Source organism: Chrysosporum bergii ANA360D, assembly GCF_029891735.1.
GTDB classification, from domain to species: domain Bacteria; phylum Cyanobacteriota; class Cyanobacteriia; order Cyanobacteriales; family Nostocaceae; genus Umezakia; species Umezakia bergii.
This window is the reverse complement of record NZ_JANQDH010000051.1, coordinates 20,118-43,910: the sequence shown is the minus strand read 5'-3', so window position 1 is coordinate 43,910 and position 23,793 is coordinate 20,118. Positions and strand designations below refer to the sequence as shown.

Genomic DNA, 23,793 nt, shown 5'->3' with positions numbered 1-23,793 from the left:
TCACGTGTTTAACAAATGCTATATTTTCTAAAACCTGGCAAAATGTGACCGCGTTTTAAAACTTGGCAACTGACATGGGAGTTACGTCTACTTTTTTATTAAATAAAATTGGCGGTTTTAACAAGACTTTTAATAATAGAAACAATGACTTTAACTCCCCTGGTGTGTTCTCATTTTTCCATTGTCCTGGACGACAGAATAACATTTCTATAAGACGGCGATGCTGACTCAAACTGACTGATGTAAACCGCACTCTATATGTTTGAAAATCATCGCTAAATCCAGTACCAACAATTTCTCCACTTAGCTGTAGGTTTTCCTCGACAATTTCTATATTTATTTGCTGATTTATTAGTAATTGGAAATGTGGCTTTTGAGTTAAAGCAATTTCTACACCTAGTTCTGAAATCATTGTGGTAACACCCCAATACATTTGTTCACCAATTCTTAATTGCACCACTCGCCGCAAATCAAACCATTCATACATATCCGCTTTGGGTGCATCTAGCAAAGCTAACAGTGTAACACCAATCATCACTAAATTATAAACACTCCACAGCCAAGCTAAACTTATACCTTTGATTTGTTGTGTAGTTTCTGGCACAGTGATAATTAGCCATAAACTAACGGCTGTAGCAATAAACAGAATTATCAAAGGTAGGGCTAAGTTAAAATTAAAAGTGTAGTGGTTTTTCTGTATACCCTTGGGTGTAACTTGAAATCCTTTAGCAAAAGGTTTTAGCATTACTTTTATAAAATTAATTGCTAAGGGAAAACAGATGATTAATGCGTAAATATCAGCTAATAATGCTGAATTTGAACGATAACTTAACCAAGAAAAAACTGCAAAATTGACCAAATAGTAAGGTAGTAAAAAATATGTTAATTCTGCTAGATTGGCTTGCAGAGGAATTACATTTAAAAATACATATGCCAATGGCATCAGTAGAAAACAGACGCGGGAAATATTACTACACCAATATAACAAGCCAGCAAAATAGGCTAATCTTAGAAACATTGATATTCCAGGAAGTGTGAAAGGATTAGATTTAATAAATAATCCTTGCAGTGTACCTTGTTCCCACCTTAATCTTTGAATCGCATAAGCTGCAATATTCTCGGCTGCTAAACCAGCACTTAATTTTTCATTCAAATAAATTAGGCAGTGTCCTTGACCACATAAGCGAATTCCTGTAAAATAATCTTCACTCAAAGATTCAACGACAAAACCTCCACTTTCCTCTAAAGTACTCCTTTTAACTACAAAAGAAGTACCAGAACAAATTGCACTACCTGAAGCATCTCGGCCAGTTTGAACTTGTCTATGAAATACTTCTGACTCATGGGTGAGAATGTTTTCTAAACCCAGGTTACGGGCTATGGGGTCAGCATTATAAAAGTATTGGGGAGTTTGTACCAGGGCAACTTTTGCATCTTGAAAAAAGCCAACGGTACGAGTTAAAAAATTTTTAGTTGGGACAAAATCGGCATCAAAAACTACTATTAATTCTCCGTTAGTTTTGGCAATGGCATGATTCAAATTCCCAGCTTTAGCATGACTATTATCAGGTCGGGTTATATATTCACATCCTAATTCTTTAGCTAAGGATTTCATTTCTGGTCGCTTAGTGTCATCTAAGAGATAAATTTTCTTATTAGCATAGTCGAGAGCTTGACAACCGATAATAGTGCGGCGCAAAATAAAAACAGGTTCGTTATAAGTTGGTATTAAGATATCCACAGAGGGATTAAACCTGCCATCAATTACAGCAACAGATTTGATATCTGCTTCCTGATGACGCTCTTTGATGTTGAAGATGAATAATAACTGCATGGTGCTATTGAGTAGCACTAATACTTCTGCTAAAAATAAGCCGAGGCTAAATACCCCATTTAACGGATCTGCAAGATTCAAAGTAGAGTGCGATCGCCAGAGAAAATACCGTAAAGTTAATATAGTTAAAATCACCACAACCAAACGCCGTGACCAGTTGCGGGGTTGAGGTGACACTTTCATAATCAAAAACACACCAAATAATAAACCGAAAGTGGGGAACAACAAATATTTACTCTCCACCATTGGTACATCTAACCACATTGGTGGGTTGGCTTGCCAAATATGGATTTGAGCGAAAATTCTACTAATGTCCTCATGACCTGCAAACCACCCTACCACTACAATGCTGCAAAAAACAATAATTCCCAAAAAAATCAGCGTTGGGACTTGTGACTTATAAATTCTCTGAGCAACACAAAGTTGAAAGTTTCGCCCAAGAAATTTAGAAACGCGAACTCCACGCTTATGCACTTGATAAATCTCCTCAAAAAATACATACAATTTTCTTTGCTTATTGTGACGTATTTTAAATAATTATTACAAGGTCAACTAGCCAGTAAACACTTTCGTTTATGGCGAAGTTTGCCCAAGTGAGGTACATTTTTAGTAAGCAGGATGCTCGCGCTACAAGACGGTCATTTACCTTTGTGTCTCACGCTGATTGAAAAAGGCTATATTTGTATAATAAATTTAATTGCTTTTAAATAAACTAAATAAAAATACTTAAACTAGTAATTTGTAAATTTTTACTAAGTTCTTAGCTGAAATATAAAGGTATAAATTATCCTTGGATTTGTGTCTAAAGATATTAAAGATATGAAACTTAAGTATTTACTAGTTGCGGTTATTACTGCCATGGTTACCCTAGGCTGTGCCACAGAGGGAACTTCAAATCAACTAGAAACTCAAACGCCATCTGCAACAAATATAGCCAATCCTGTTGCTGTTGCTGAGGCGGGAAGTTTTCAGGACGGGGAACATCCAACTCAAGGAAAAGTAAGTGTAATTACAGAAAACGGTAAACGTTACCTAGAGTTTGCTCAAGATTTCAAAACGGATAACGGACCTGATTTATTTGTGATTTTACATCGTTCTGAAAAACCACCCATCTATCGTGTTCAAGAAAAAGATTATGTCAGCATTGCAGCGTTAGAAAAAACAAGTGGTACTCAACGTTATGCTTTACCTGATAATCTGAATTTAGCAGAATTTAAATCTGTGGCTATATGGTGTCGCAAGTTTAACGCTACTTTTGGCTATGCGGTTTTATAAATGTAGGATTTTTCAAAAATCCTGCTATTTTTCTCATAAACTTTTCGATACCCCTCCCTTTACCAGGTAAATTTGAGTAATTTATATGCTTCTTATTAAGGGTTTTGGGGTGTCAATCATTGTCTAACATCACCATTAAAAACTTTTCAGACACCCTCTTATGGAAACAGCAGATTTTTTCAGGCTTATACATCCAGCGCTGGCGGTTATGTTTGTTTTTCCCTTGATAGGGATTGTTGTTAATTTTGCTTGGCAAACTCGCCAGCGTCGCTTGCAAACTTTAGCAGGAAATAAAAGCAAAATTCCGCCTGTAGTTGGTAAAGAACATAAAGAGTTTGGCGACTGGTTAACAAGTTCAGTTGTGGGTTTATCCTTAATAGCAATAGCTTACTCAATTGGCAAAAATATTATTAAGAAACAATTATGGAATCAGTCACCTTTATTAGTGATATTCATTTTATTGATGTTTGTTGTAACTCTTGCTTCTTTAGTATTGCTTTACCGGGCAAAGCAGCGTTTATGGCGGGGAGTTTTTGCCACCTTAAGCGGTGCAGGGTTAGTAATTCTTGGTTGCCAGGATGGAGTATTTCGGCGAACAAATGAGTGGTATTGGTCACATTACTATCTGGGAATTGCCGCTTCATTGCTGATGATATTTGCTGTTGCTATTGTCCAAGATATTTATCAAGATAGGTCTAATCGTTGGCGGCTGATTCACATTATATTAAACTGCATTGCTTTATTACTATTTATGGGGCAAGGAATGACGGGAACAAGAGACTTATTAGAAATTCCTTTGAGTTGGCAAGAACCTTATATTTATCAGTGTGATTTTGTGAATCAAACCTGTCTCACGCCAAATCAAACTAGATAGTAATTTGTGGTAGCCAAGATTTATAGCCTGTTTTACCTAAGTGGGCCAAGTAGATGTACTAGGTCGTTCCATACGTCATTGGCAGTAATCTGGATGTAACTGATTCATCTAACATAAGTTAGATGAATAAATTTGTCATTTTGGCTATTATGTAATTTTAAATAGATGCAATGCCTAACGTAATTGTAAAAAATGACCCATTATGGTTTAAGAATGCCATTATTTACGAAGTACCTATTCGCGCATTCGCTGATAGTAATGCTGATGGTGTTGGTGACTTGCGAGGGTTAATAGAAAAACTGGATTACCTACAAGATTTAGGGATTACTGCTATATGGTTACTGCCGTTTTTTCCTTCACCATTGAAAGATGATGGTTATGATATTGCTGATTATACTAGTGTGAACCCGATTTATGGCACATTAGAAGAGTTTAAAAAGTTATTAATAGCAGCCCATCAGCGCGGTATCCGAGTAATTATTGAGTTAATTATTAATCATACTTCCGACCAACACCCTTGGTTTCAACGGGCACGCCGTGCCCCTAAAGGCAGTCCAGAACGTGATTTTTATGTGTGGAGTGATACGCCGGAAAAATATGAAGAAGCGCGGATTATTTTCCAAGATTTTGAAACCTCTAATTGGGCTTGGGATGCAGTAGCAAAGGCTTATTACTGGCATCGTTTTTACTCCCATCAGCCAGATTTAAATTATGATAATCCTTTGGTGAGGGAAGCGGTATTTAATGTTTTAGATTTCTGGTTAGAAATGGGTGTAGATGGATTAAGAATGGATGCAGTGCCTTATTTATATGAACGGGAAGGGACAAACTGCGAAAATTTACCAGAAACTCATGCTTTTTTGAAACAATTGCGATCGCATATTGACGGAAAATACCCTGACAAAATGCTTCTGGCTGAAGCCAATCAATGGCCGGAGGATGCAGCCCAATATTTTGGAGATGGGAATGAATGTCACATGAATTTTCATTTTCCCCTGATGCCGCGCTTATTTATCGCTCTACAGATGGAAGACAACTTCCCTATTGTGGATATTCTGCAACAAACTCCACATATCCCAGATAACTGTCAGTGGGCGTTATTTTTGCGTAATCATGACGAATTGACTTTAGAAATGGTGACAGATGAAGACCGGGATTTTATGTATCGGGTTTATGCCCAGGACCCAGTAATGAGATTAAATTTAGGTATCCGTCGCCGATTAGCACCATTATTAGGCAATGACCGTCGCCAAATTGAGTTACTCAATAGTTTGTTGTTATCTCTGCCAGGAACACCTGTACTATATTATGGTGATGAAATTGGCATGGGCGATAATGTTTATTTAGGCGATCGCAATGGTGTACGTACTCCCATGCAGTGGAGTTCTGACCGTAACGCTGGTTTTAGTCGCAGTAATCCCCACCGCTTATATTTACCTGTAGTTATCGACTCAGAATATCACTATGAAGCAGTAAACGTTGAGGCACAACGGGCTAATTTTAATTCTCTCTGGTATTGGATGAAACGGTTAATTGCTACTCGTAACCGGCTTCAGTCCTTGGGCAAAGGCAACTTTGAAATTTTACACCCCAATAACCGCAAAGTTTTTGCTTTCCGCCGCACCTACGGTGAAGAACACATACTTATAGTAGCAAATTTATCTCATTATGTGCAGACAGCAGAATTAGATTTATCCAACTTCAATGGACTAGTACCAGTGGAAATCTTTGGTTACACAGAATTTCCCGCCATTGGAGAATCGCCTTATTTTCTCAGTCTGAGTCCCTACGGATTTTACTGGTTTATCCTCAAACTTAAACCTAGCTTGACTCAGCCACCCAAACCCCAAGCCGAGTTACCCACATTAATTGTTCATGAACAGTGGCAAAATGTGATTTCCCAACGGGAGTTAAAAGGTATTCTGGAATCAACACTAAGGGATTACCTTTATACCTGTAAATGGTTTGGTGGTAAAACCCAACCTTTGCAGTCAGTACAAATTGTAGAAAGTGTTGCCATACCCTACCATCAGCATATAGCCGAGATGGTGTGGTTACAGGTAGATTATATCGAGAGAAAGCGGGAAACTTATCTATTATTTCTCGGTTATGCCGAAGGCAATCAAGCAATGCACCTGTTAACAGAAATGCCCCAAGGTGTGATTTCTCGCCTGCAAGTGCAGAGAGAAACTTCCCCCCAAACTCCAGAAGTGGGAATTTTATTTGATGCCTTACTAGATAAGAACTTTCTCACTGAATTGTTAGAAGCAATGGCAAATCATCGTTTATACAAGGGAACAACAGGAGAATTATTTGCCACCACCACTGATTTATTTTCCTTAGTTTACTCACCAAACACAGACCAAGAAGCAAATATCCTCAAAGAAGAAGAACAAACTAACACTTATATAGTTTATGGTGAACACCTCTGTTTAAAACTCTTCCGGAAATTTGAGGAAGGTATGCACCCAGATTTAGAAATTCGCCGATTTCTGGGGCAGAAAAAACACTTACAACATTTTTTACCAGTAGCAGGTGCTATAGAGTACCGTCCCTTAAGTAGATTTAGGGATAGTCAAGCGTTACCAATGACAGTAGGCATATTACAAGAGTTGATTTTGGATACCCGCAGTGGCTGGGACTACACCCTGGATAGCCTGCGCCATTATTTTGATGTGGTGACTACACAACAAGCAAGCATTAGCGAAGTTCCCATTCCGTCAGGTTCATTACTGGATTTACAAAGAACTGATATTCCTGACCTGGCTATTCAAACCATCAACTCCTACCTTCCCAATGCGGAAATTTTGGGTAAGTCCACAGCTGAACTTCATATTGCCTTGGCTACAGATACAGATAACCCCGACTTTGCCCCAGAACCTTTTTCCTCCCTTTACCAACGTTCAATATATCAAGATGCCCGCAACCTTACCGGCCGGGTTTTCCGGTTGCTTAGAGAAAGAACAGAAGATTTACCATCTCAAACCCAAGAATTGGCAGCAGATGTTCTCAACAACCAACAGGAGATTCTGGCGCGTTTCCAGTTACTTGTAAATCAGAAAATTATCGCCTTGCGGACTCGTTATCATGGCGACTATCATCTGGGGCAAGTGCTATACACTGGCAGAGATTTTATTATCACTCATTTTGAAGGCAAAGCAGCCCGAAGTTTGAGTGAACGTCGCCGCAAGCGATCGCCTTTGCGAGATGTGGCGGGAATGCTGGTATCCTTCAATTATGCTGTGACTGAGGCTTTGCGCTATGAAATAGAAACTGGCATGGTGCGCTGGGAAAACTTGCCTGTGATGGAACAATGGGCGCAGTTTTGGTATATCTGGGTGAGTGCTGCTTTCTGTAATTCTTATCTAGCAACTGCTAGTAAAAACGCTTTTTTACCAAACACTCAACCACAACTACAACTGCTGCTGTTTGCTTATGTTTTGCAAAAGACCATCGAGGCACTAGATTATGAACTCAAGTATCGTCCAGATTATGTAGAAATACCCCTGCGACTGATTTTGCAATTGTTATTTGAGGGTTGAGGTGTGCTGTGCTTGGGAAAATATGGGACATTTTCTCTAGGTATTCGCTAGTTATCAATATTCCAGAATAAGTTTCTAAAAAAAAATTTTCTTCTTGCGGCGAAACAATACTTTCATATGCTACATTTTCTATACCTGTTTTAAAAATCTCTGGTTATAATTTTCTTAGTTTGATCAATAACCTCATAAATTAGGGGCAACAATTTAATATCTGCTTCATGGCGGAGTAAAAAACTCTAGTGGGTTGAGGATTTTGCCCACTTGGGTAATTGTGTCCTCTGTTAACCTGGTGCTAACAGCTTCTAAGTATAATTATTGATTTGTACTGCTGTTCACAGTACCAGTATTAATCTGATCCATCACTGTATTCACCACATAAGAACAGACCAAATTTTGTGTGCTTTTTGGCTCAAATTCTGTAAAATTGAAATTTAGATCACAATCCTAGCTATTATATCATGCCTTGGTTAAGTTTAATCCCCGTGCTGTTGAGTCTTTTTCTGATGGGCTGTTCTATGGAAACAACAGCAAAATCTACTACACCCACCCCTAGCAATCAAATCCAAGCAAGCAATGGTCAATTGCTCTCCATTTCTGCAGAGGCAATTGTCTCTAATGGGAGGAAAATTGAATTAGAAGTGGCACGAACACCGGAAGAGCAGTCCAAAGGTTTGATGTATCGCCCACCTTTACCAGATAATCGCGGTATGTTATTCCTGTTCTCTTCTCCCCAACCCGTGAGATTTTGGATGAAAAATGTCCCAGTTCCTCTGGATATGGTGTTTTTACAAAATGGGGTAGTCAAGTATATTCAGGCTGCTGCACCCCCCTGTCCTAGTGAACCTTGTCCTACTTATGGACCAGACGTACCAATTGATATGGTCATTGAATTGCGATCGGGACGGGCTGCGGAGTTAAATTTGCAGGAGGGTGAACTAGTCAAAATTGAGTTTTTAGATCAAGAAAGTCTACAGTTATAAATTTTACCATACTCGCTTCCGTCAGCTACCGCTCATCCTCAATGAGTATCTTAGTATAAAAAAGTAAAGTACCAACAAGAATAGGATTTTCATTTTCCAGGCCAAATAATATTTATACGCTCTGGATACTAAAAATATTCCTTTTGACGTAAGTGTAAATGTACCCTCATAAGGGAGTATTAGCTATGGAATCTCTGTTACTAAATTGCTGATTCAAGCCAACATGATGGTTAAAAGGACTAACCCAAACTATACCTGAGTATTTTGCAGCCTGAGAATTGAGCAGATCAGTGATGCTCTAAACTAGGAATCTTCTAGTTGTATCTGTAAAATCCTCTGTTGGATAAGTTCAAGCCAAATGTTTTCCAGCGTTTATCCGGTAATTACCACTTACCAATGAAATATTTAGCTGCTGGTTACTGAGAAATGGTAAATGGTTACATGACAATACATTTAATCAAAGGAGGTGCGTTACAAATGCCACCATCAACATATTCGCGACTGATTCATTTTCTACAGGAAGATTTGTCAATTTCTGCGGCTTCCCTGGCTGTTGCTTTACGACATCGGGAGCAAGATCCAGGTCCGTTACCGATGATTCTTTGGCAGTATGGGTTAATTACTTTAGAACAGTTAGAACAAATTTATGATTGGTTGGAAAAGGCGTAATAGCTTTCGCTAATTTAAGCACAGTATTGAACGTTTCGAGTAATCTGGACTTACTGCTTTTTGACCATTACTCATCGACCAACGTAAATCTAGCGATCGCATTCCCTCGTTGATGTCAAACACAGATAACTGATATAGCGAATTTTGCCCAAGTGAGGTACACATTTAGCAGGCAAGATGCCCGCATTACAAAACTTATATCATTTGCATTTGTATCTTACGTGTTTAAGAAATGCTATAAGTTATCATTGTTTATAGCATTACCGAGTCCACCAGTCCCCCAATTATAATTAATACTGTTTTCAAGAGTGATGAAAGATGGACTGCCACTTAGAGAAATATTGTTATAGAAAAGACTGAACTTATACAAGGTTCAGTCTTATAAAATAATTTAAATTATTTAAATTATTTACTCTTCTTCTTGTTCAAACTCTTCATCATCTTCATTAACTTTTGAGACTGAATTGGCGGAAACAACAGCCCCCATATCCAGCTTTTGACGTACCAGTTCCTTAATTTGTTCTGTAAACTCCGGCTTTTCTTCTAGATATTTGATGGCGTTGTCTCGACCTTGGGAAATGTTATCACCGTTGAAACTGTACCAGGCTCCTTTGCGGACAATAACGCCTGTTTCTTCTGCTAAGTCAACCAGGCAACCCAAAGTGGAAACTCCTTTACCAAAAATAATATCAAATTCGGCGACTCTAAAAGGTGGTGCAACTTTATTTTTAGCGACTTTGACTTTTACCCGATTACCAAATTCTTCAGTACCTTTTTTCAAAGTTTGAATCCGGCGAATATCCAGACGTACCGAGGAGTAAAATTTCAACGCATTACCACCAGTGGTGGTTTCTGGGCTACCGTAGGTAACACCGATTTTTTGCCGCAACTGGTTGATGAAAATAACTGTGCAGCCAGATTTACCTATGTTGCCAGTAATTTTGCGGAGGGCTTGGCTCATTAACCGGGCTTGAAGACCAACGTGGGTGTCACCCATATCGCCTTCAATTTCAGCGCGAGGAACTAGTGCTGCTACTGAGTCAACTATGACAATATCAACTGCCGCCGAACGTACCAGTTGATCCACAATTTCTAATGCTGATTCGCCTGTGTCTGGTTGGGAAACTAGTAAGTTATCGATGTCCACACCTAAAGCCGCAGCATAGGTGGGATCTAGGGCGTGTTCAGCATCAACAAAGGCGGCAACACCACCATTTTTTTGCACTTCTGCTAAAGCGTGTAAGGCTATTGTGGTTTTACCAGAACTTTCTGGTCCGTAAATTTCAATTACCCGTCCTTTGGGTAAACCTCCGCCCAATGCTAAATCTAAGGTGAGCGCCCCAGTAGAAATTGTTTCTACTCGCATCCGGGTGGCATCCCCGAGGCGCATAATTGCTCCTTTACCGAAACTGCGCTCAATTTGAGTGAGTACTGCATTCAATGCCTTTTGTTTGCCAGAAGTATCTGTGTTTATAGCCATTCTTGCCTCTAAATATATGAATTATACGGATGTGCTGAACTCTTGGGGCAGAAGTTTGAGTAGAACAGATATATTATTTTAACCAGAAAATTCTCAAATACAAATTTGAAGTTGGGAAGGGTCACCACATGGTAACGCGATCGCTCGGAAAGTTGTAGTCAGATTTGGCCATTTATATGGGACTAACTCCAGTTTACAGGCAACAATGATCAAATCAAATAAAAGTTGGGGACTATGCCCAGGGGACTGGGGAATGGGAAAAATGCTAAAATCTTTCCAGCACCAATGCTAACACAGTGTGATGAATTTTAACTCTCTGATTGCCGATACAGCCCTTTCAGTAGCTGGGTTAAGTGACTATATTTGCTTCTTATTAGAGCAAGATGATCAATTACAGCAAGTTTGGGTAACTGGGGAAGTTTCCAGCGCCAACAATCATCATAAGGGGTTATTTTTTACTCTGCAAGACCCTGGTGGTACTGCTGTAATTAAGTGTGTGGTATGGAAAAATCAATTACCCAAGTTGGCGCAAATACCAATTTATGGTGAGCAGTTGATTGTCATGGGGAGCATTCGAGTTTACAAGCAACGGGGAGAGTACCAGTTAACTGTTTACCAAATTATACCTGCTGGTGCTGGGTTACAGGCGCTACGCTATCAACAACTAAAAAATCGCTTGCTGGCTGAGGGATTGTTTGATGCACAACGGAAACGTCCCCTACCACAACACCCCCAAACTATTGCTGTGGTGACTTCTCCCACTGCTGCGGCTTGGGGAGATATTCAAAAAACTTTGAAGCAAAGATATCCAGGTTTACAGGTTTTATTTTCTCCAGCTACAGTGCAGGGTGAGCAAGCAGCAGATTCTATAGTTAAGGCTATTAATCGGGTCAATCGTGACGGTAGGTCAGAGGTGTTGATTTTATCACGGGGAGGCGGGGCAGTTGAAGAATTGGCTTGTTTTAACGATGAACGGGTAGTCAGGGCTGTTGCTGGTTGTGCAGTACCAGTAATTACTGGTATTGGTCATGAACGGGATGAGTCTTTAGTAGATTTAGTTGCAGATGTCTATGTACATACACCAACGGCAGCAGCAGAAACTGCTGTCCCCTCACTCTCCGAGTTGTATAACCTGCATCGGCAAAGAATAGCTACCTTGAGTCAAGCGGTAAGGAAACAGGAGACGACTGCTGAGAATCAACTGCAGAGTTTACGGTATCGTTTGCGGCGTTTGGGGTTAGATCAACAGCTGCAACAGGAGATGCAGCAGCTAATCTGGAAAAAGCGGCATTTGGTACAAGTGACCCTCGGACGAGGTAACCAGGCAAAGCAGCACTTACAATTGTTACAGGAAAAATTGGCTAGTCTTGACCCCAAGGCGGTATTGCGACGTGGTTATGCTGTGGTGAGGGGGGAAAATGGGGCGATCGCTCGTTCTGCTTCTGACTTAGCGGTGGGCCAAAGTTTGTTGATTCAGTTGGGGCAAGGAGAGGTTAAGGTGAAGGTTACTAACACAGAGCCACTAGGAAAAGGAGAATTAAATGGTTAAAAGTAAGGATGGTTTTAGTATTAATTCTATGCCTGGTTGGAGTTTTGAGGACAAGGTTGTGGAGATAGAAGAAATTATTTCTCGCATTGAGGGGGGTGAGTTGGAGTTAGAGGAAGTGTTTGAGCAGTTTTCTACTGCTGTTGAGTCTCTACATCAGTGTGAAAGTTTTTTGCAGCAGCGACAACAACAGGTAGATTTATTAATTGAAACTTTGAGCGATGAGTGAAATGATCAGCATATATATCCCCGGTGTTAGGGATGTGGATACCATACAAATCTAGATGCCCTATGCAGATTACTCCTGCATCATAACACACTAAAAAGCCGTCGTAGAAGGACGGGGTTTTCAACCCATTTTTTACATAATTGTTAGGTATTTAGGCCACTAATAACCGCGAGTATATGAAGACTATGAAACCATTTCTGTTTGTCACTGACCTAGATCACACTTTTGTGGGTAATGATACAGCGTTAAAGGAACTCAGCCAATACCTGAGTCAACATCGCCAAGAATACGGCACTAAAATTGTTTATGCCACAGGGCGATCGCCCATTCTGTACCGTGAACTCCAGCAAGAAAAAAAATTGATGCAACCGGATGCTTTAGTTCTGTCTGTGGGTACGGAAATTTATTTAGATAGTCAGGATACCCCGGATGGGAGTTGGTCAGCCATTCTCTCCTCTGGGTGGGATAGAGAATTGGTGTTAAAAATTGCTCAGTCTTTTCCTGAGTTAGCGCTGCAACCAGATTCAGAACAACGTAGTTTTAAAGTCAGTTTTTTCTTACATCAAGAATTAGCTGTAAATGTTTTACCCCAACTAGAAGCGCGGTTGCTGGCATCGAAATTGAATATAAAGTTAATTTATAGTAGCGGTGTTGACCTTGACATTGTGCCTCGTACCAGCGATAAAGGTCAGGCAATGCAGTTCCTCCGTCAAAAGTGGAATTTTGCAGCAGAACAAACAGTTGTCTGCGGTGATTCGGGTAATGATATTGCTTTGTTTGCTGTAGGCAACGAACGAGGAATTATAGTGGGAAATGCCCGTCCAGAGTTACTACAGTGGCACGAGGAGTATCCCGCTAACTATCGTTACCTCGCGCAGGCTGTTTGTGCTGGTGGAATTCTCGAAGGATTAAAACATTTCGGTTTTTTAGAATGATTAGCTATCTTAAAGGGATTGTCGCTGGTATTCAAACAATGGGCGGGAGTCGGGTGATTTTGACTCTCGAAGTTAATAATTTGGGTTATGATTTGCAAATTCCCCAACGGTTGACACAGCAGTTGCCAAATTCCGGAGGAGTGACACAAATTTTTACCCATCTGCAAATTCGCGAGGAAGTGCCGTTTCTCTACGGTTTTTCTTCGCCCGCAGAACGTGATTTGTTCCGCCACCTGCTAACTGTTAGCGGTATTGGGGCTGCTTTAGCCATCACGCTTTTGGATACTTTGGAATTACCAGATTTAGTCCAAGCTATTATTACTGGCAATACCCAAATTTTAATTCAAGCTCCTGGTGTGGGTAAAAAAACAGCCGAACGGATCTGTTTGGAATTGAAAACTAAATTAGTGGAGTGGCGCAAATCAGCAGGGTTCTTTGTGGCTACGGGGGGACCGGCACCAGGAATTTTAGAAGAAGTGCAAATGACTCTTTTCGCTTTGGGATATACTGCTAATGAAGTTAGTCACGCTTTACACGTGGTTAGTGAAGATGTTGGACTACCGAAAGATGCTTATGTGGAAGATTGGATTAAACAAGCGATCGCTTACCTGAGTAGCAATGAAGAGGTTAGTCATTTGTAATTGGTGTCTCAGTTTTCAGGTTTGCATCTATGACACCCCCAAGACGATATTATTTAATAAATTAAATCGTAAACGTTGCGTAGCGTGTCTGATGACCGTGTAGCAATATCAGTTTAGAATACCCTGTGTTTCAACCAGGGGAGATGTCAAGAATAATCATATGCCTCAAGACCCCTATAGTTGGATACAAGCATCTTTAGCCACTATTCAGCGAGCTAATTGGTATCGTTCAGTACTACCAATCCACGGACGACCCGGCGCAACTGTGCTTTTGTCCGGTAAAGAGGTAATTAATTTTGCCAGTAACGACTATTTGGGGTTGGCTGGGGATGAACGCTTGATACAAGGGGCAATTACTGCTGTTGAAAAGTTGGGTACTGGTAGCACTGGTTCTCGATTACTTAGCGGACACCGGGAATTACATCGGGAATTGGAAGAGTCCATAGCATCTTGGAAACAAACAGAAGATGCTGTGGTGTTTAGTTCTGGGTATTTGGCTAATTTGGGGGCGATCGCCGCTTTGGTAGGTAAGCGTGATTTAATTTTATCGGACGAATACAATCATTCTAGTTTGAAAAATGGGGCAATTCTGAGCGGTGCGGAGTTAATTTCATATCCCCACTGTCATGTTGCTGGATTAAGAAATTTGTTGAGTCAGTATCGCCAAAACTATCGCCGTTGTTTGATAATTACTGATAGCGTTTTCAGTATGGATGGGGATTTATGTCCCTTACCAGAACTGTTAAATCTAGCTGATGACTTTAGCTGTATGCTGCTGATAGATGAAGCCCACAGTACCGCAGTGCTAGGAAAAACTGGTGCTGGTTGTATGGAACATTTTCAATGTACCGGCAGGACTATAATTCAAGTCGGTACTTTGAGCAAAGCTCTGGGCAGTTTAGGGGGCTATGTAGCAGGAAGTGCTAACCTCATTGATTATTTGCGTAATCGTGCGCCCAGTTGGATTTATACTACCGCACTGTCACCCGCAGACACGGGGGCGGCTTTAGCAGCAATTCAAATAGTACAACAAGAACCGCAACGTCTAGTCCAACTGTGGCGGAATGTGGAATATTTAAAAAGGTTAATTCAAGAACAACTACCCCACCTAAAATTATTACCTACACAATCATCTATACTATGTTTACAGTTACCCAGTGCAGCAGAAGCCCTCAGAGTTGGTCAACAGCTAATTAGTAAGGGCATTTTTGCCCCTGCGATTCGTCCCCCCACGGTTCCCACCAGTCGGATACGCATATCTATGATGGCTACTCACCAAGCAGCACATATCGAAAAATTGGTATCAGTTCTCAGTGAGATTTTATAAGATTGATGAGACAACGCACATTTTCCCTACAACCATTTTATGCTGAATCTCTGCCTAATTTGCAAATTACGGCTAGTATCGCCCGATGTTCAAATCAACTTAGCCTCCACTATCAGCTTGTCGGTGACTTAAAACCAGTGACAATTCCCCGGTTATCAGATTTGTAAGGTGGGTTGTAAATTTTGGAGGTTGAATTGGAAACTGTACTTAATAAATATCAAATATCCTGTATAAAATCAAAATTCCCCTCGCCCATGGTTTGCCGTAATGTTTCTATTATTTGTTGGGAATCATCGTGGGGACCGCCCACATAGCATGGTTTCCCGTTACGACCACATTTAATACGTATTATCCCATCCCATTCTCCAATATGCGATCGCGATTGTTCAAAGTCTTTGTGTGGTTGAAATCCTAAACTTTCTGAGTATTCGCAAGCACTAAATATGATTCCTTGGGCAACTTCAAGGGTAACTTCTTGGGGTTTTCCGGGAAACATATCGAATAATTGTTCTACAACTCTTTTAAAATCTATCCTGTCTACTGTACGTGGTGGTATGGTATCCTTAACACCCAAGCACCATACATCTAAAAGATAACTACAAAACGAGATGCGATTATATCTAGCTTCCCTGGCAATAATCACCAATCCCAACCCTACATCAATATCATCACTATTTTCCACAGGGTCGATTGTTGCGAGTGGATTGTTGGTGTGGTTTTCTCTTGGTATTGTATGTATCAATCGAACCAGAAAATCGTTGGCTAAACACTGATATATGGGATCTAATTCTCCTTTTGCTAATCTATTTAATGCGGTTTGCTGTGCTTGATTTTGAAGCACTTCATTGACTTCTGATACTTTGATACCTAGTTTTCGAGCTATTTGTTTGGGAGTTAAATTCAATTCCCGTAAGTTAAGAATTTCTTGTTGTTGTGATGTTGTCATAAATTAGTCCATTATATATACTAAGCATAGTATAGGCAATAAAAGGGAATTTTAACCAAGTAAGGTGCATTCTTAGCAGGCAAGATGCTAAAACCCATTTTTCCCACTATGTCTCATGTTTTTTTATTTACCTGCGAAAACTCTCTTTCAGCCTCCTGTAATAAATATAACGTTGTGAGATTAAGTTTATGTCAAAAAATTTAGCCCCCCGTCAGCTTGTGGGAATTTTGATGATCTGTGTAATGATTAGTTCTTGTAGTGGCGGTACATCAAGTAATACGTCTAATAGACCTAGTCCCAGTCCTAGTCCTACTCCTAGTCCTAGTCCCAGTCCTAGTCCTAGTCCTTCTGAAAGAGCAGAACTAGAATGGCAACAATACAGGAGTGATTGTCAAGATTCCTCGACCCCGATTCCTCGGAGAACTTTTAGTGATGGTTCAAGAGGAAGATGTGAATTTGGTCCGAGGAGACGGCCAGATGGCTCTAGTATCCCAGTTGCTTTTAGAGATAGATAATCAATTTACAAATCACGTTTGATTACTGAAATTACTCGTAGAGACAGGAAACAGGGAACGAACACGAAAAAATCAGTAACAGCACATTGAGTTTTTTTCAAAAATCAAATAGGAGTCTTACTGGGAAAACTCTGTTTCAGCCCCCTGTAATAAATATAACGTTGTGAGATTAAGTTTATGTCAAAAAATTTAGCCTCCCGTGAGCTTGTGGGAATTTTGATGATCTGTGTAATGATTAGTTCTTGTAGTGGTGGTACATCAAGTAATACGTCTGATAGACCTATTCCTACCCCTACTCCTACTTTTGGGGGAGGGAGTTCCCCTAGTCCTAGTCCTAGTCCTAGTACTTTGACTCTCAGAGTCCCCTCATTAGGTTTTACTACAACAATTGATAGAAATACAACTTTTGGAGAAATTAATAGCGTAGCCACAGATTTAACTGGTCAGTGTGTAGACAGATTTGGTTTGAGTCAACAAGGTACAACTTGCCGGGCTGAGGTACAAACAGCACAAAGAGAGGCGGTTAGGTTCATCAACCAGGCTAATTAGGGAAAATACATTTTTGGTCCAACATTGCGGGCATTTTGCCCGCTTAAATCAATGATCAATGAAAAAAATTAATATTTTTCCTCAACTCTCATTACTAGAGCGTTATTTAATCTCAGAGCTAATTCCACCTTTATTATTTAGCATTGCTATCGTTACCATTGTTGCCGAATCAATTGGGATATCATTTGAACAATTCAAATTTCTCATAGAAAGACAGTTAACCTTTGAAAGATTAATATATCTTCATTTACTTAAACTACCTGAGTTTATTGTTTTTGCTGCGCCTATTGCTGTTTTACTAGCTACTATATTTACTTATAAAAAATTATCAAATACCAGTGAAATTATTGCCATCCACAGCTGTGGAGTCAGTTTAGATAAATTAGTTTATCCTGCGGTCATGGTCGCTGCTTTGTTAATACCTGTATTATTTATATTTAATGAAGTGATTGTGATTCCTGCTAACTATAAAGCTGCAATTACCCTAGAAAAAGCTATGAATATAAATAGATTATATTTTCAAAAAAATGATATTTTTTACCAACAAATAGATGATGAAAATACCCTGGATTCATTAGCTCAACAGAATTATCTCAAACATCTATTATATGCCGAGAGATTTGCTGATGGGCAGATGCAACAAGTCACTTTATTAATGAGAGATTCAGAAAAGTTAAAAGTAATTATCAAATCCAGGTTTGCTGAATGCTATGGACAGCAGAAATTTTGCTATTTTTATGAGGGTGTGAAAAATATAATTAATGCAGATGGCTCTTATGGTGAAAGAATTAAGTTTGATACCATGCCTTTATATCTACCTAATATAGCTTTACAATTGCAAATAGATCAAGAAACACTTGATAACAGAGAAATGAATATATTTCAAGTTTATCAACGATTGTTGGTTTTCCAAAAAGCAGGCGATCGCAGAAATTTTCGGAGTCTACAAGTTCATCTACAAAAAAGATTTACCTTACCCGTGTCCTGTGCTGTATTTGCTTTGTTGGGTTCAGCGATCGGAATCAATCTACAACCAAGGGTAAGATATAACAGCTTCAGTTTAACTTTAGCGATTATTCTTTTATATGATGCTGTTCAATTAATTACTAATATCCTGATCATATCAGAAATTATCTCATTTTATTGGATCTGGCTACCAAATCTAGTTGGCACTGGCGCAGGAGTTTATTTATTAATTAAAAAAAGTTCATCATCATGAGACCAACCAAACCAATCAATTCACGTACAATAGCATAATATTAACTTGATTATTAAACAAATTCAAGCGGGGAGTTTCAGTAATTCTGGAATTGCAGAAGGACGATCAGCTACTGGAACTTTGGCTTTTTTAAAAGCAGTTAATTTACTTTGTGCTGTGCCAAAATTCGGTTTACGTCCAATCACTGTGGCTAAAGTGCCACTTTGTCCCCAATTTTTTGCGGTTGTTGCGTGTCTACCTGCAATGTAAGCAACTACTGGTTTATCAATTGCTTCAGTAATATATCGCGCTGCGGCTTCTTCGCTATCGCCGCCGGGTTGACCGACTAAAACGATCGCTTCTGTGGTTTCATCTTCATCCAGAATTTGCAGCCATTGCAAAAACGATGATCCAACAATGGTATCACTACCAATACTGACACTAATTGATTGCCCCAAACCAGCTTTAGTTAGTTCCCAAGCAACTTCATAAGTGAGGGTACTGCTACGGCTAACAATTCCTACGCCACCCGGTGTATACAATTCCCTGGGTTGAGTACCCAAAAGAATCTTTCCTGGTACAATAATTCCTGGACTGTTGGGACCGACTATCAAAGTCTCTGTGGCTTCAGTTTTACGAAGTAATTTCACCATATCCAACGGTGGCACACCACCAGAAATGATGATAATTTGGTTAATCTTGGAGGCCATTGTTTCTAATGCTGCGTCTAAAACTTCATAGGGATGTACGCATATAATCGCTGTATCAATTGCTCCAAATTTTGCCACTACCTCTTCAACCAAATCGAAGATTGGTAAGTTATATAGTTGCTGTCCACCATATCCAGGATTGACACCAGCAACTAAATTTGTCCCATAAGCCTTCATTTGAGTAACATGAGTTGCTGTGATGAATTCAGAAAATCCGTAAATTAATACTTTGCTATCTGGGGTTAAATTCATATAAGTTTCTCGTTTGAGTTGACTTTGCAGTTCCTTGTGATAATTTTGCTCAGACGAACGGCTACTGCTACTGCTTCATCTAAATTTTCTAATACTGTCAGAGCATCGGTTTGACTGTTTAAAGTAGCTAAAATATTCTGAGTCACATTGAACTCAGAACCAACAATTCGCACAACCAATCGCGGACAATGAGACTCTGTAAGACTTTTGCTGCTGGGTTTGATAGTTGCTGAGTTAATTCTGCTTTTTTCATGTTGGGCAAAATTGCTAATAATTTCCGCTACTTCCTCAGTCTGAGGTATGCTACCGATGAGGTTGAGCAGGATAACCTGAATACTTTTATCAGCAGCTAAAATTTTTAGGCCTTTCCTCAGACGATGGCAGAAGGTGGTAGGGACAACATCCGTGATAAAAGCATGGCGTAGGTTTAAACAACTACCCGGCTTACCCCCAGCGTTAGTGACTAAATCTAAGGTAGCCATAATTGAACCAGTACCATTGCCCAGAATGCCAATTTTACCTTGCAGTTTTAACTCATCGTCATTCCTTAACTTACCATTGCTTGAATTTCTACTATGACGGTTAGCTATTTTTACTGCTATTTCCCCTAATTCCGGGTGGCGACCAATGGCGCGTTCATTGATACTGACTTTACCATTAAGAGCCATCACTTCACCAGATGCACTCACCCCCAAAGGATTGATTTCTAACAAATCTAAATCTTTTTGTACAAATAATTGGTACATCTTCTCCACAATGCAGCTAACAGACTGCATTAATCTACCTTGCAGACCCATGTTTAATGCCAGTCGCCTTGCATAGAACGGAGAAAATTCTTGTTCAACCACAACGTGCTGCATTTTTGCCCCTGGGGATTCCCAATCAATATTAGCTTCTGTGCAGCCTAAAAGCACTGGTCGGCAAACGGCAGTGTCTAAAACTACTGCCAGATAAAATTCTTGCTCAGGAATATATTTAGATTCTGCCAGTAAAACTTCGGGTAATTCGCCCCAAATTGGCAGATTAAACATCATTTGTGCCGTAGCGATCGCATCAATTGTTGTTTCTACAAACCTGACTCCACCGGCTTTTGCTCTTTCCCCGCCATATACTTGTGACTTGAGAACAATGGGATAGCGAATTGTTAAACGTTTCAAATCTGTAGGATGGTCAATTCTTTGGCAAGGCAATACAGGAATGCCTATTATCCTCAACCATTCCTTAACTTGATACTCCAATAAATCCATTTACTTGCACCTTGTATTTCCACTTCTAAAGGCATTTATTTGGCGCTGTTTGTAACTTTTTCTAGCACTAGAATTAATAGTTTACCTTTTTTCCTTTATTACAGTATGTTTGGAAAATACCTCAGTTTGTATCAATTTCTTTTGATACTTTGAACCATGCTTAGTCAGAAGTATTGATACAATTTGATACTTGACAAACAACCTCTAATAAATAATTGATTTTTTATGTATTAATTCTATCGGATTTGGTCAACGATGCCAATTAACTATGAAAACATAACTATTTACTAACGGAATATAATTTGTTACTAGAACAACTTAATTTACGGAGAATTAGGAAACGGTACAACTGCCCTTACTCACGAAATATCATATCTAGGGTCTAAACCAGCCTACTAATGTGCCAGTTGTGTAAGTCCTGTAAAAGTAAAAAGTCAAAATTTGTGTTAAAAAGTTTTTCTATAGAATTAAGTAGGCTCTATGAAAGTAGCAGTTCAGCAGGAAGACTTACAACTTTTAGCAATAACTTTGCAAGAACAGGTTCTTGCCAAGGTTCCCTCTGGTGAAGTCTTCCAAATTAAATGTGCTGTCAAAAAAGACCAGCTTATGATTTTAACTCAACATCCAGAGGAAGTGACTGTTGATGGTCAAAATATCTTTGTGGTGCTTAAACAAGCACTCCAATCATTACCCACCTACAGAGACCAGCAAGTGCAATGCTTTATCAGAATACTTGGGCAAGAACTGCCTTATGCTAGATGTTCCTATATTATCCAGCCACAGGAAGAAATAACTTCTTCTTCTTTGATCCATATTCCATCTACCATAGAAAACGAACCAGAAGAAATATTTGATTGTTTCCCAGATCCACCAGATTTGTGGACTACCCCACCACAACGCCCTGTTAAGTCTCTGCTGCTAGGAATAATTTTGTTAGGAATTTGTGTTTTTGGTAGTGGTTTTTACTTCCTCACTCGTCCTTGTGTCATGTTGGAGTGCCAAGAAATGCAAACAGCCCTAAGCATAAACTGGAAATATAGACAACTCATCGGTAGTATTAAAGAGGAAAATCAACTAGTAGCAATACAACAGCAACTCAAAACAGTTAGCACCAATCTGGGTAATATTCCCCGTTGGTCACCCCGTTACCGACAGGCTGAGGAATTAAAAACTAGTTTGTCTATGCACTCAGACAAAATTAACCAGGTGATCACAGCATTACAAGTGGCAAATGTGGCAGAGAAAAAAATGCAAACTCCTGTCACTAGTACAGAGGAACTAACAAGTATCCAGCATTCATGGCGACAAGCCATCGCACCACTAGAAGCTATACCCCCCACCGACGAACTCTATGGGCTAGTCAAACCGAGATTGTCAAAATTTCGGGTGAGTTTGCAAACTGTAAATCAACAGTTACTTACCGAGGAAAAATGGCTGAAAAAACTTAATGATGCCGAAGCTGTAGCCATTGTAGCCCAGGAGCGAGCAGCCACCGCTAAGTCTGTAAACGATTGGCAAAAAGCACGATCTACCTGGCAAGTGGTGATTAATGGGTTAAATATGATTCCCCCCAATAGCCCAGCATACCCAGAGGCACAAAAATTGTTGTTAAACTACCAACTCCAACTAGCAAGGACACGCGATCGCGCCACCACAGAAGAAATAGCAGCTAGAAGCTATCAACAAGCCATGAACACTGCTGATCAAGCCAAAACCTACGAGCAAAACAACCAGTGGCAGATAGCAGTTACATACTGGGAACAGGCTTTACAAAGTGCCAAACAAGTTGCTAAAAATACTTTTTATTACAATCAATCTCAAAATCTGGTGGTAACTTACTCTACCGCCCTCGAGCAAGCACAAGAACAGCTGCAAAGCATTATTAATTGGCAAAAGGTTGGTCAAGACTTGGATAAAACCTGTGTTCGAGAAATTCGGGTTTGCACTTTTACTATTAATAATAGCGGCATTGCCGTCTCCTTGACCCCTGATTATGAACGAGTGCTTGAAACCACATTATCTGAGTCGGACTTGCAAACCACCAACCACTGGTATATTTTACAAGAAGCCCTAAGTGCAATTGGTGATAATGCCCGGATGCCAGTATTTATTTATGATACTAAAGGTCAAGGGATATACACGCATATACCCCAAGGTTAGTGAGATGGTGAATTGATTCTACCTTGCCACTTGCTTTAATAAACTGTAGAAACTAGATTGATAACATAAACTATGTCTGAACTGCCCAACAGTCTTGAAGAAGCCATTGCCCAATCTCGCATCGCTACCCAAGCCGCTCTTACAGATGGCTATACTCGCTTACAAGTTGATTTTCTGTTCCCAGAACTGAAACTCATGCCGGTAGCGGCACAATTTTTACCTTTGTTTGCCGAATATGATTCCCGCTTGAAAGTTTTTTTTGCTGATGCTGGGGCTGCTGCACTAGCTAACCGTGATTGGGCGAATACACCATTTAAAATTTTGGATATCGGTACTGGTAGAGCGGCTTCCCTACAGTCGAAAATTCAGCCAGAAGATGAAATTTTCCTGTTTATTGCCCCGACTTCCGTAGAAGTTCCCCAACTAGAAAGGCTGTGTGAAAATATGGGCGATCGCCCTTTTGTGATGTTAAATCCCCGCTTAGAAGATTCTGGCGTTGTGGGTATTGGTTATACAGCTAGGCAAACCCGCCAGCGTTTCATCAGCACTATTGAATCTTGTTACTACCTGCGTCCTGTAGATGACACAAGTGCTGTGTTTCGCTGCTATCCGGGATTATGGGAAGTATGGGTGGAGCAAACCAACGGCCAGTATGAAAAAATTGCCGAATTACCTAAAAAACCTAGCGGTGATGAATTAGATTTAATTCTGATGCAAGGACAACCACAAACTGGAACAGATGCAGCACCTGCCAAACAGCCCAGTGTGTTTAAGAGTTTACAACGGTTTTTCAAGGCCTTAAGTAGCTAAGTTGAATATTAGAAAAATCAACCACAGATAGGTTCATCTGTGGTTCATATTCAGTTTTGCCAAAATCATCATCA

At 39.9% G+C, this 23,793-nt stretch carries 21 protein-coding genes; 16 read left to right on the top strand and 5 right to left on the bottom strand.

The annotated features are described in order from the left end of the window. Positions 1-55 precede the first annotated feature (55 nt). On the bottom strand, positions 56-2,308 hold the full coding sequence (locus NWP17_RS08305; protein ID WP_280654441.1) for a glycosyltransferase: 2,253 nt from the start codon (positions 2,306-2,308) through the stop codon (positions 56-58). A 345-nt stretch (positions 2,309-2,653) separates the two neighbouring features. Here NWP17_RS08305 and NWP17_RS08300 point away from each other — a divergent pair, with 345 nt between their 5' ends. The 5 genes from NWP17_RS08300 to NWP17_RS08280 all read left to right on the top strand — a co-directional run bounded on the left by NWP17_RS08300 (position 2,654) and on the right by NWP17_RS08280 (position 9,174). Next, positions 2,654-3,109: a DM13 domain-containing protein gene (locus tag NWP17_RS08300; protein ID WP_280654440.1), complete on the top strand. Its 456-nt coding sequence runs from the start codon at positions 2,654-2,656 to the stop codon at positions 3,107-3,109. 160 nt (positions 3,110-3,269) lie between these two features. Next, positions 3,270-3,983: a DUF4079 domain-containing protein gene (locus NWP17_RS08295; protein ID WP_280654439.1), complete on the top strand. Its 714-nt coding sequence runs from the start codon at positions 3,270-3,272 to the stop codon at positions 3,981-3,983. A 170-nt stretch (positions 3,984-4,153) separates the two neighbouring features. Continuing rightward, the gene (gene treS / locus NWP17_RS08290) at positions 4,154-7,525 is read left to right on the top strand and encodes a maltose alpha-D-glucosyltransferase (protein ID WP_280654438.1); all 3,372 of its coding nucleotides are present in this window, start codon (positions 4,154-4,156) and stop codon (positions 7,523-7,525) included. Between the two features lie 455 nt (positions 7,526-7,980). Next, complete coding sequence (locus tag NWP17_RS08285) at positions 7,981-8,505, top strand: DUF192 domain-containing protein (protein ID WP_280654492.1); 525 nt, start codon at positions 7,981-7,983, stop codon at positions 8,503-8,505. Between the two features lie 441 nt (positions 8,506-8,946). Further along, complete coding sequence (locus NWP17_RS08280) at positions 8,947-9,174, top strand: DUF2949 domain-containing protein (protein ID WP_280654437.1); 228 nt, start codon at positions 8,947-8,949, stop codon at positions 9,172-9,174. A 409-nt stretch (positions 9,175-9,583) separates the two neighbouring features. Here NWP17_RS08280 and recA read toward each other — a convergent pair whose 3' ends face one another. Next, positions 9,584-10,654: a recombinase RecA gene (recA, locus tag NWP17_RS08275; protein WP_280654436.1), complete on the bottom strand. Its 1,071-nt coding sequence runs from the start codon at positions 10,652-10,654 to the stop codon at positions 9,584-9,586. 301 nt (positions 10,655-10,955) lie between these two features. Here recA and xseA point away from each other — a divergent pair, with 301 nt between their 5' ends. From xseA to NWP17_RS08245, 6 genes are all read left to right on the top strand, one after another. Beyond that, the gene (gene xseA, locus NWP17_RS08270; RefSeq protein ID WP_280654435.1) at positions 10,956-12,203 is read left to right on the top strand and encodes an exodeoxyribonuclease VII large subunit; all 1,248 of its coding nucleotides are present in this window, start codon (positions 10,956-10,958) and stop codon (positions 12,201-12,203) included. Further along, positions 12,196-12,429, top strand: coding sequence for an exodeoxyribonuclease VII small subunit (xseB, locus tag NWP17_RS08265; protein ID WP_280654434.1), 234 nt, complete (start codon positions 12,196-12,198; stop codon positions 12,427-12,429). Before xseA ends, xseB begins: the two co-directional genes overlap by 8 nt. A gap of 185 nt (positions 12,430-12,614) precedes the next feature. Continuing rightward, positions 12,615-13,364 (top strand): sucrose-phosphate phosphatase, encoded by a 750-nt coding sequence (locus tag NWP17_RS08260; protein WP_280654433.1) that lies wholly within the window; start codon positions 12,615-12,617, stop codon positions 13,362-13,364. After that, positions 13,361-14,005 carry a Holliday junction branch migration protein RuvA gene (ruvA, locus tag NWP17_RS08255; protein WP_280654432.1) on the top strand — a complete coding sequence of 215 codons (645 nt, stop codon included), beginning with the start codon at positions 13,361-13,363 and terminating at the stop codon, positions 14,003-14,005. The genes NWP17_RS08260 and ruvA overlap by 4 nt, the downstream gene beginning before the upstream one ends. A gap of 160 nt (positions 14,006-14,165) precedes the next feature. Beyond that, complete coding sequence (gene bioF / locus NWP17_RS08250) at positions 14,166-15,332, top strand: 8-amino-7-oxononanoate synthase (protein ID WP_280654431.1); 1,167 nt, start codon at positions 14,166-14,168, stop codon at positions 15,330-15,332. A gap of 5 nt (positions 15,333-15,337) precedes the next feature. Next, positions 15,338-15,499 carry a hypothetical protein gene (locus tag NWP17_RS08245; RefSeq protein ID WP_280654430.1) on the top strand — a complete coding sequence of 54 codons (162 nt, stop codon included), beginning with the start codon at positions 15,338-15,340 and terminating at the stop codon, positions 15,497-15,499. Positions 15,500-15,549: 50 nt separating this feature from the next. Here NWP17_RS08245 and NWP17_RS08240 read toward each other — a convergent pair whose 3' ends face one another. Beyond that, positions 15,550-16,278: a DNA-binding response regulator gene (locus NWP17_RS08240; protein WP_280654429.1), complete on the bottom strand. Its 729-nt coding sequence runs from the start codon at positions 16,276-16,278 to the stop codon at positions 15,550-15,552. Between the two features lie 188 nt (positions 16,279-16,466). On the opposite strand from NWP17_RS08240, the gene NWP17_RS08235 reads away from it, so the two are divergent. The 3 genes from NWP17_RS08235 to NWP17_RS08225 all read left to right on the top strand — a co-directional run bounded on the left by NWP17_RS08235 (position 16,467) and on the right by NWP17_RS08225 (position 18,561). Next, positions 16,467-16,793, top strand: coding sequence for a hypothetical protein (locus tag NWP17_RS08235; protein ID WP_280654428.1), 327 nt, complete (start codon positions 16,467-16,469; stop codon positions 16,791-16,793). A 177-nt stretch (positions 16,794-16,970) separates the two neighbouring features. Beyond that, positions 16,971-17,342, top strand: coding sequence for a hypothetical protein (locus tag NWP17_RS08230; RefSeq protein WP_280654427.1), 372 nt, complete (start codon positions 16,971-16,973; stop codon positions 17,340-17,342). Between the two features lie 58 nt (positions 17,343-17,400). After that, positions 17,401-18,561, top strand: coding sequence for an LptF/LptG family permease (locus NWP17_RS08225; protein ID WP_280654426.1), 1,161 nt, complete (start codon positions 17,401-17,403; stop codon positions 18,559-18,561). A gap of 62 nt (positions 18,562-18,623) precedes the next feature. Here NWP17_RS08225 and NWP17_RS08220 read toward each other — a convergent pair whose 3' ends face one another. Beyond that, positions 18,624-19,502, bottom strand: a complete 879-nt coding sequence (locus NWP17_RS08220; protein ID WP_280654425.1) for a succinate--CoA ligase subunit alpha — start codon at positions 19,500-19,502, stop codon at positions 18,624-18,626. Then, positions 19,499-20,749, bottom strand: coding sequence for a succinate--CoA ligase subunit beta (locus tag NWP17_RS08215; protein WP_280654424.1), 1,251 nt, complete (start codon positions 20,747-20,749; stop codon positions 19,499-19,501). The genes NWP17_RS08220 and NWP17_RS08215 overlap by 4 nt, the downstream gene beginning before the upstream one ends. 480 nt (positions 20,750-21,229) lie before the next feature. On the opposite strand from NWP17_RS08215, the gene NWP17_RS08210 reads away from it, so the two are divergent. Together NWP17_RS08210 and NWP17_RS08205 are read left to right on the top strand one after the other, a co-directional pair. After that, positions 21,230-22,909 carry a hypothetical protein gene (locus NWP17_RS08210; protein ID WP_280654423.1) on the top strand — a complete coding sequence of 560 codons (1,680 nt, stop codon included), beginning with the start codon at positions 21,230-21,232 and terminating at the stop codon, positions 22,907-22,909. 72 nt (positions 22,910-22,981) lie between these two features. Beyond that, positions 22,982-23,719: a DUF1995 family protein gene (locus NWP17_RS08205; RefSeq protein WP_280654422.1), complete on the top strand. Its 738-nt coding sequence runs from the start codon at positions 22,982-22,984 to the stop codon at positions 23,717-23,719. The last annotated feature ends 74 nt before the right edge of the window (positions 23,720-23,793 follow it).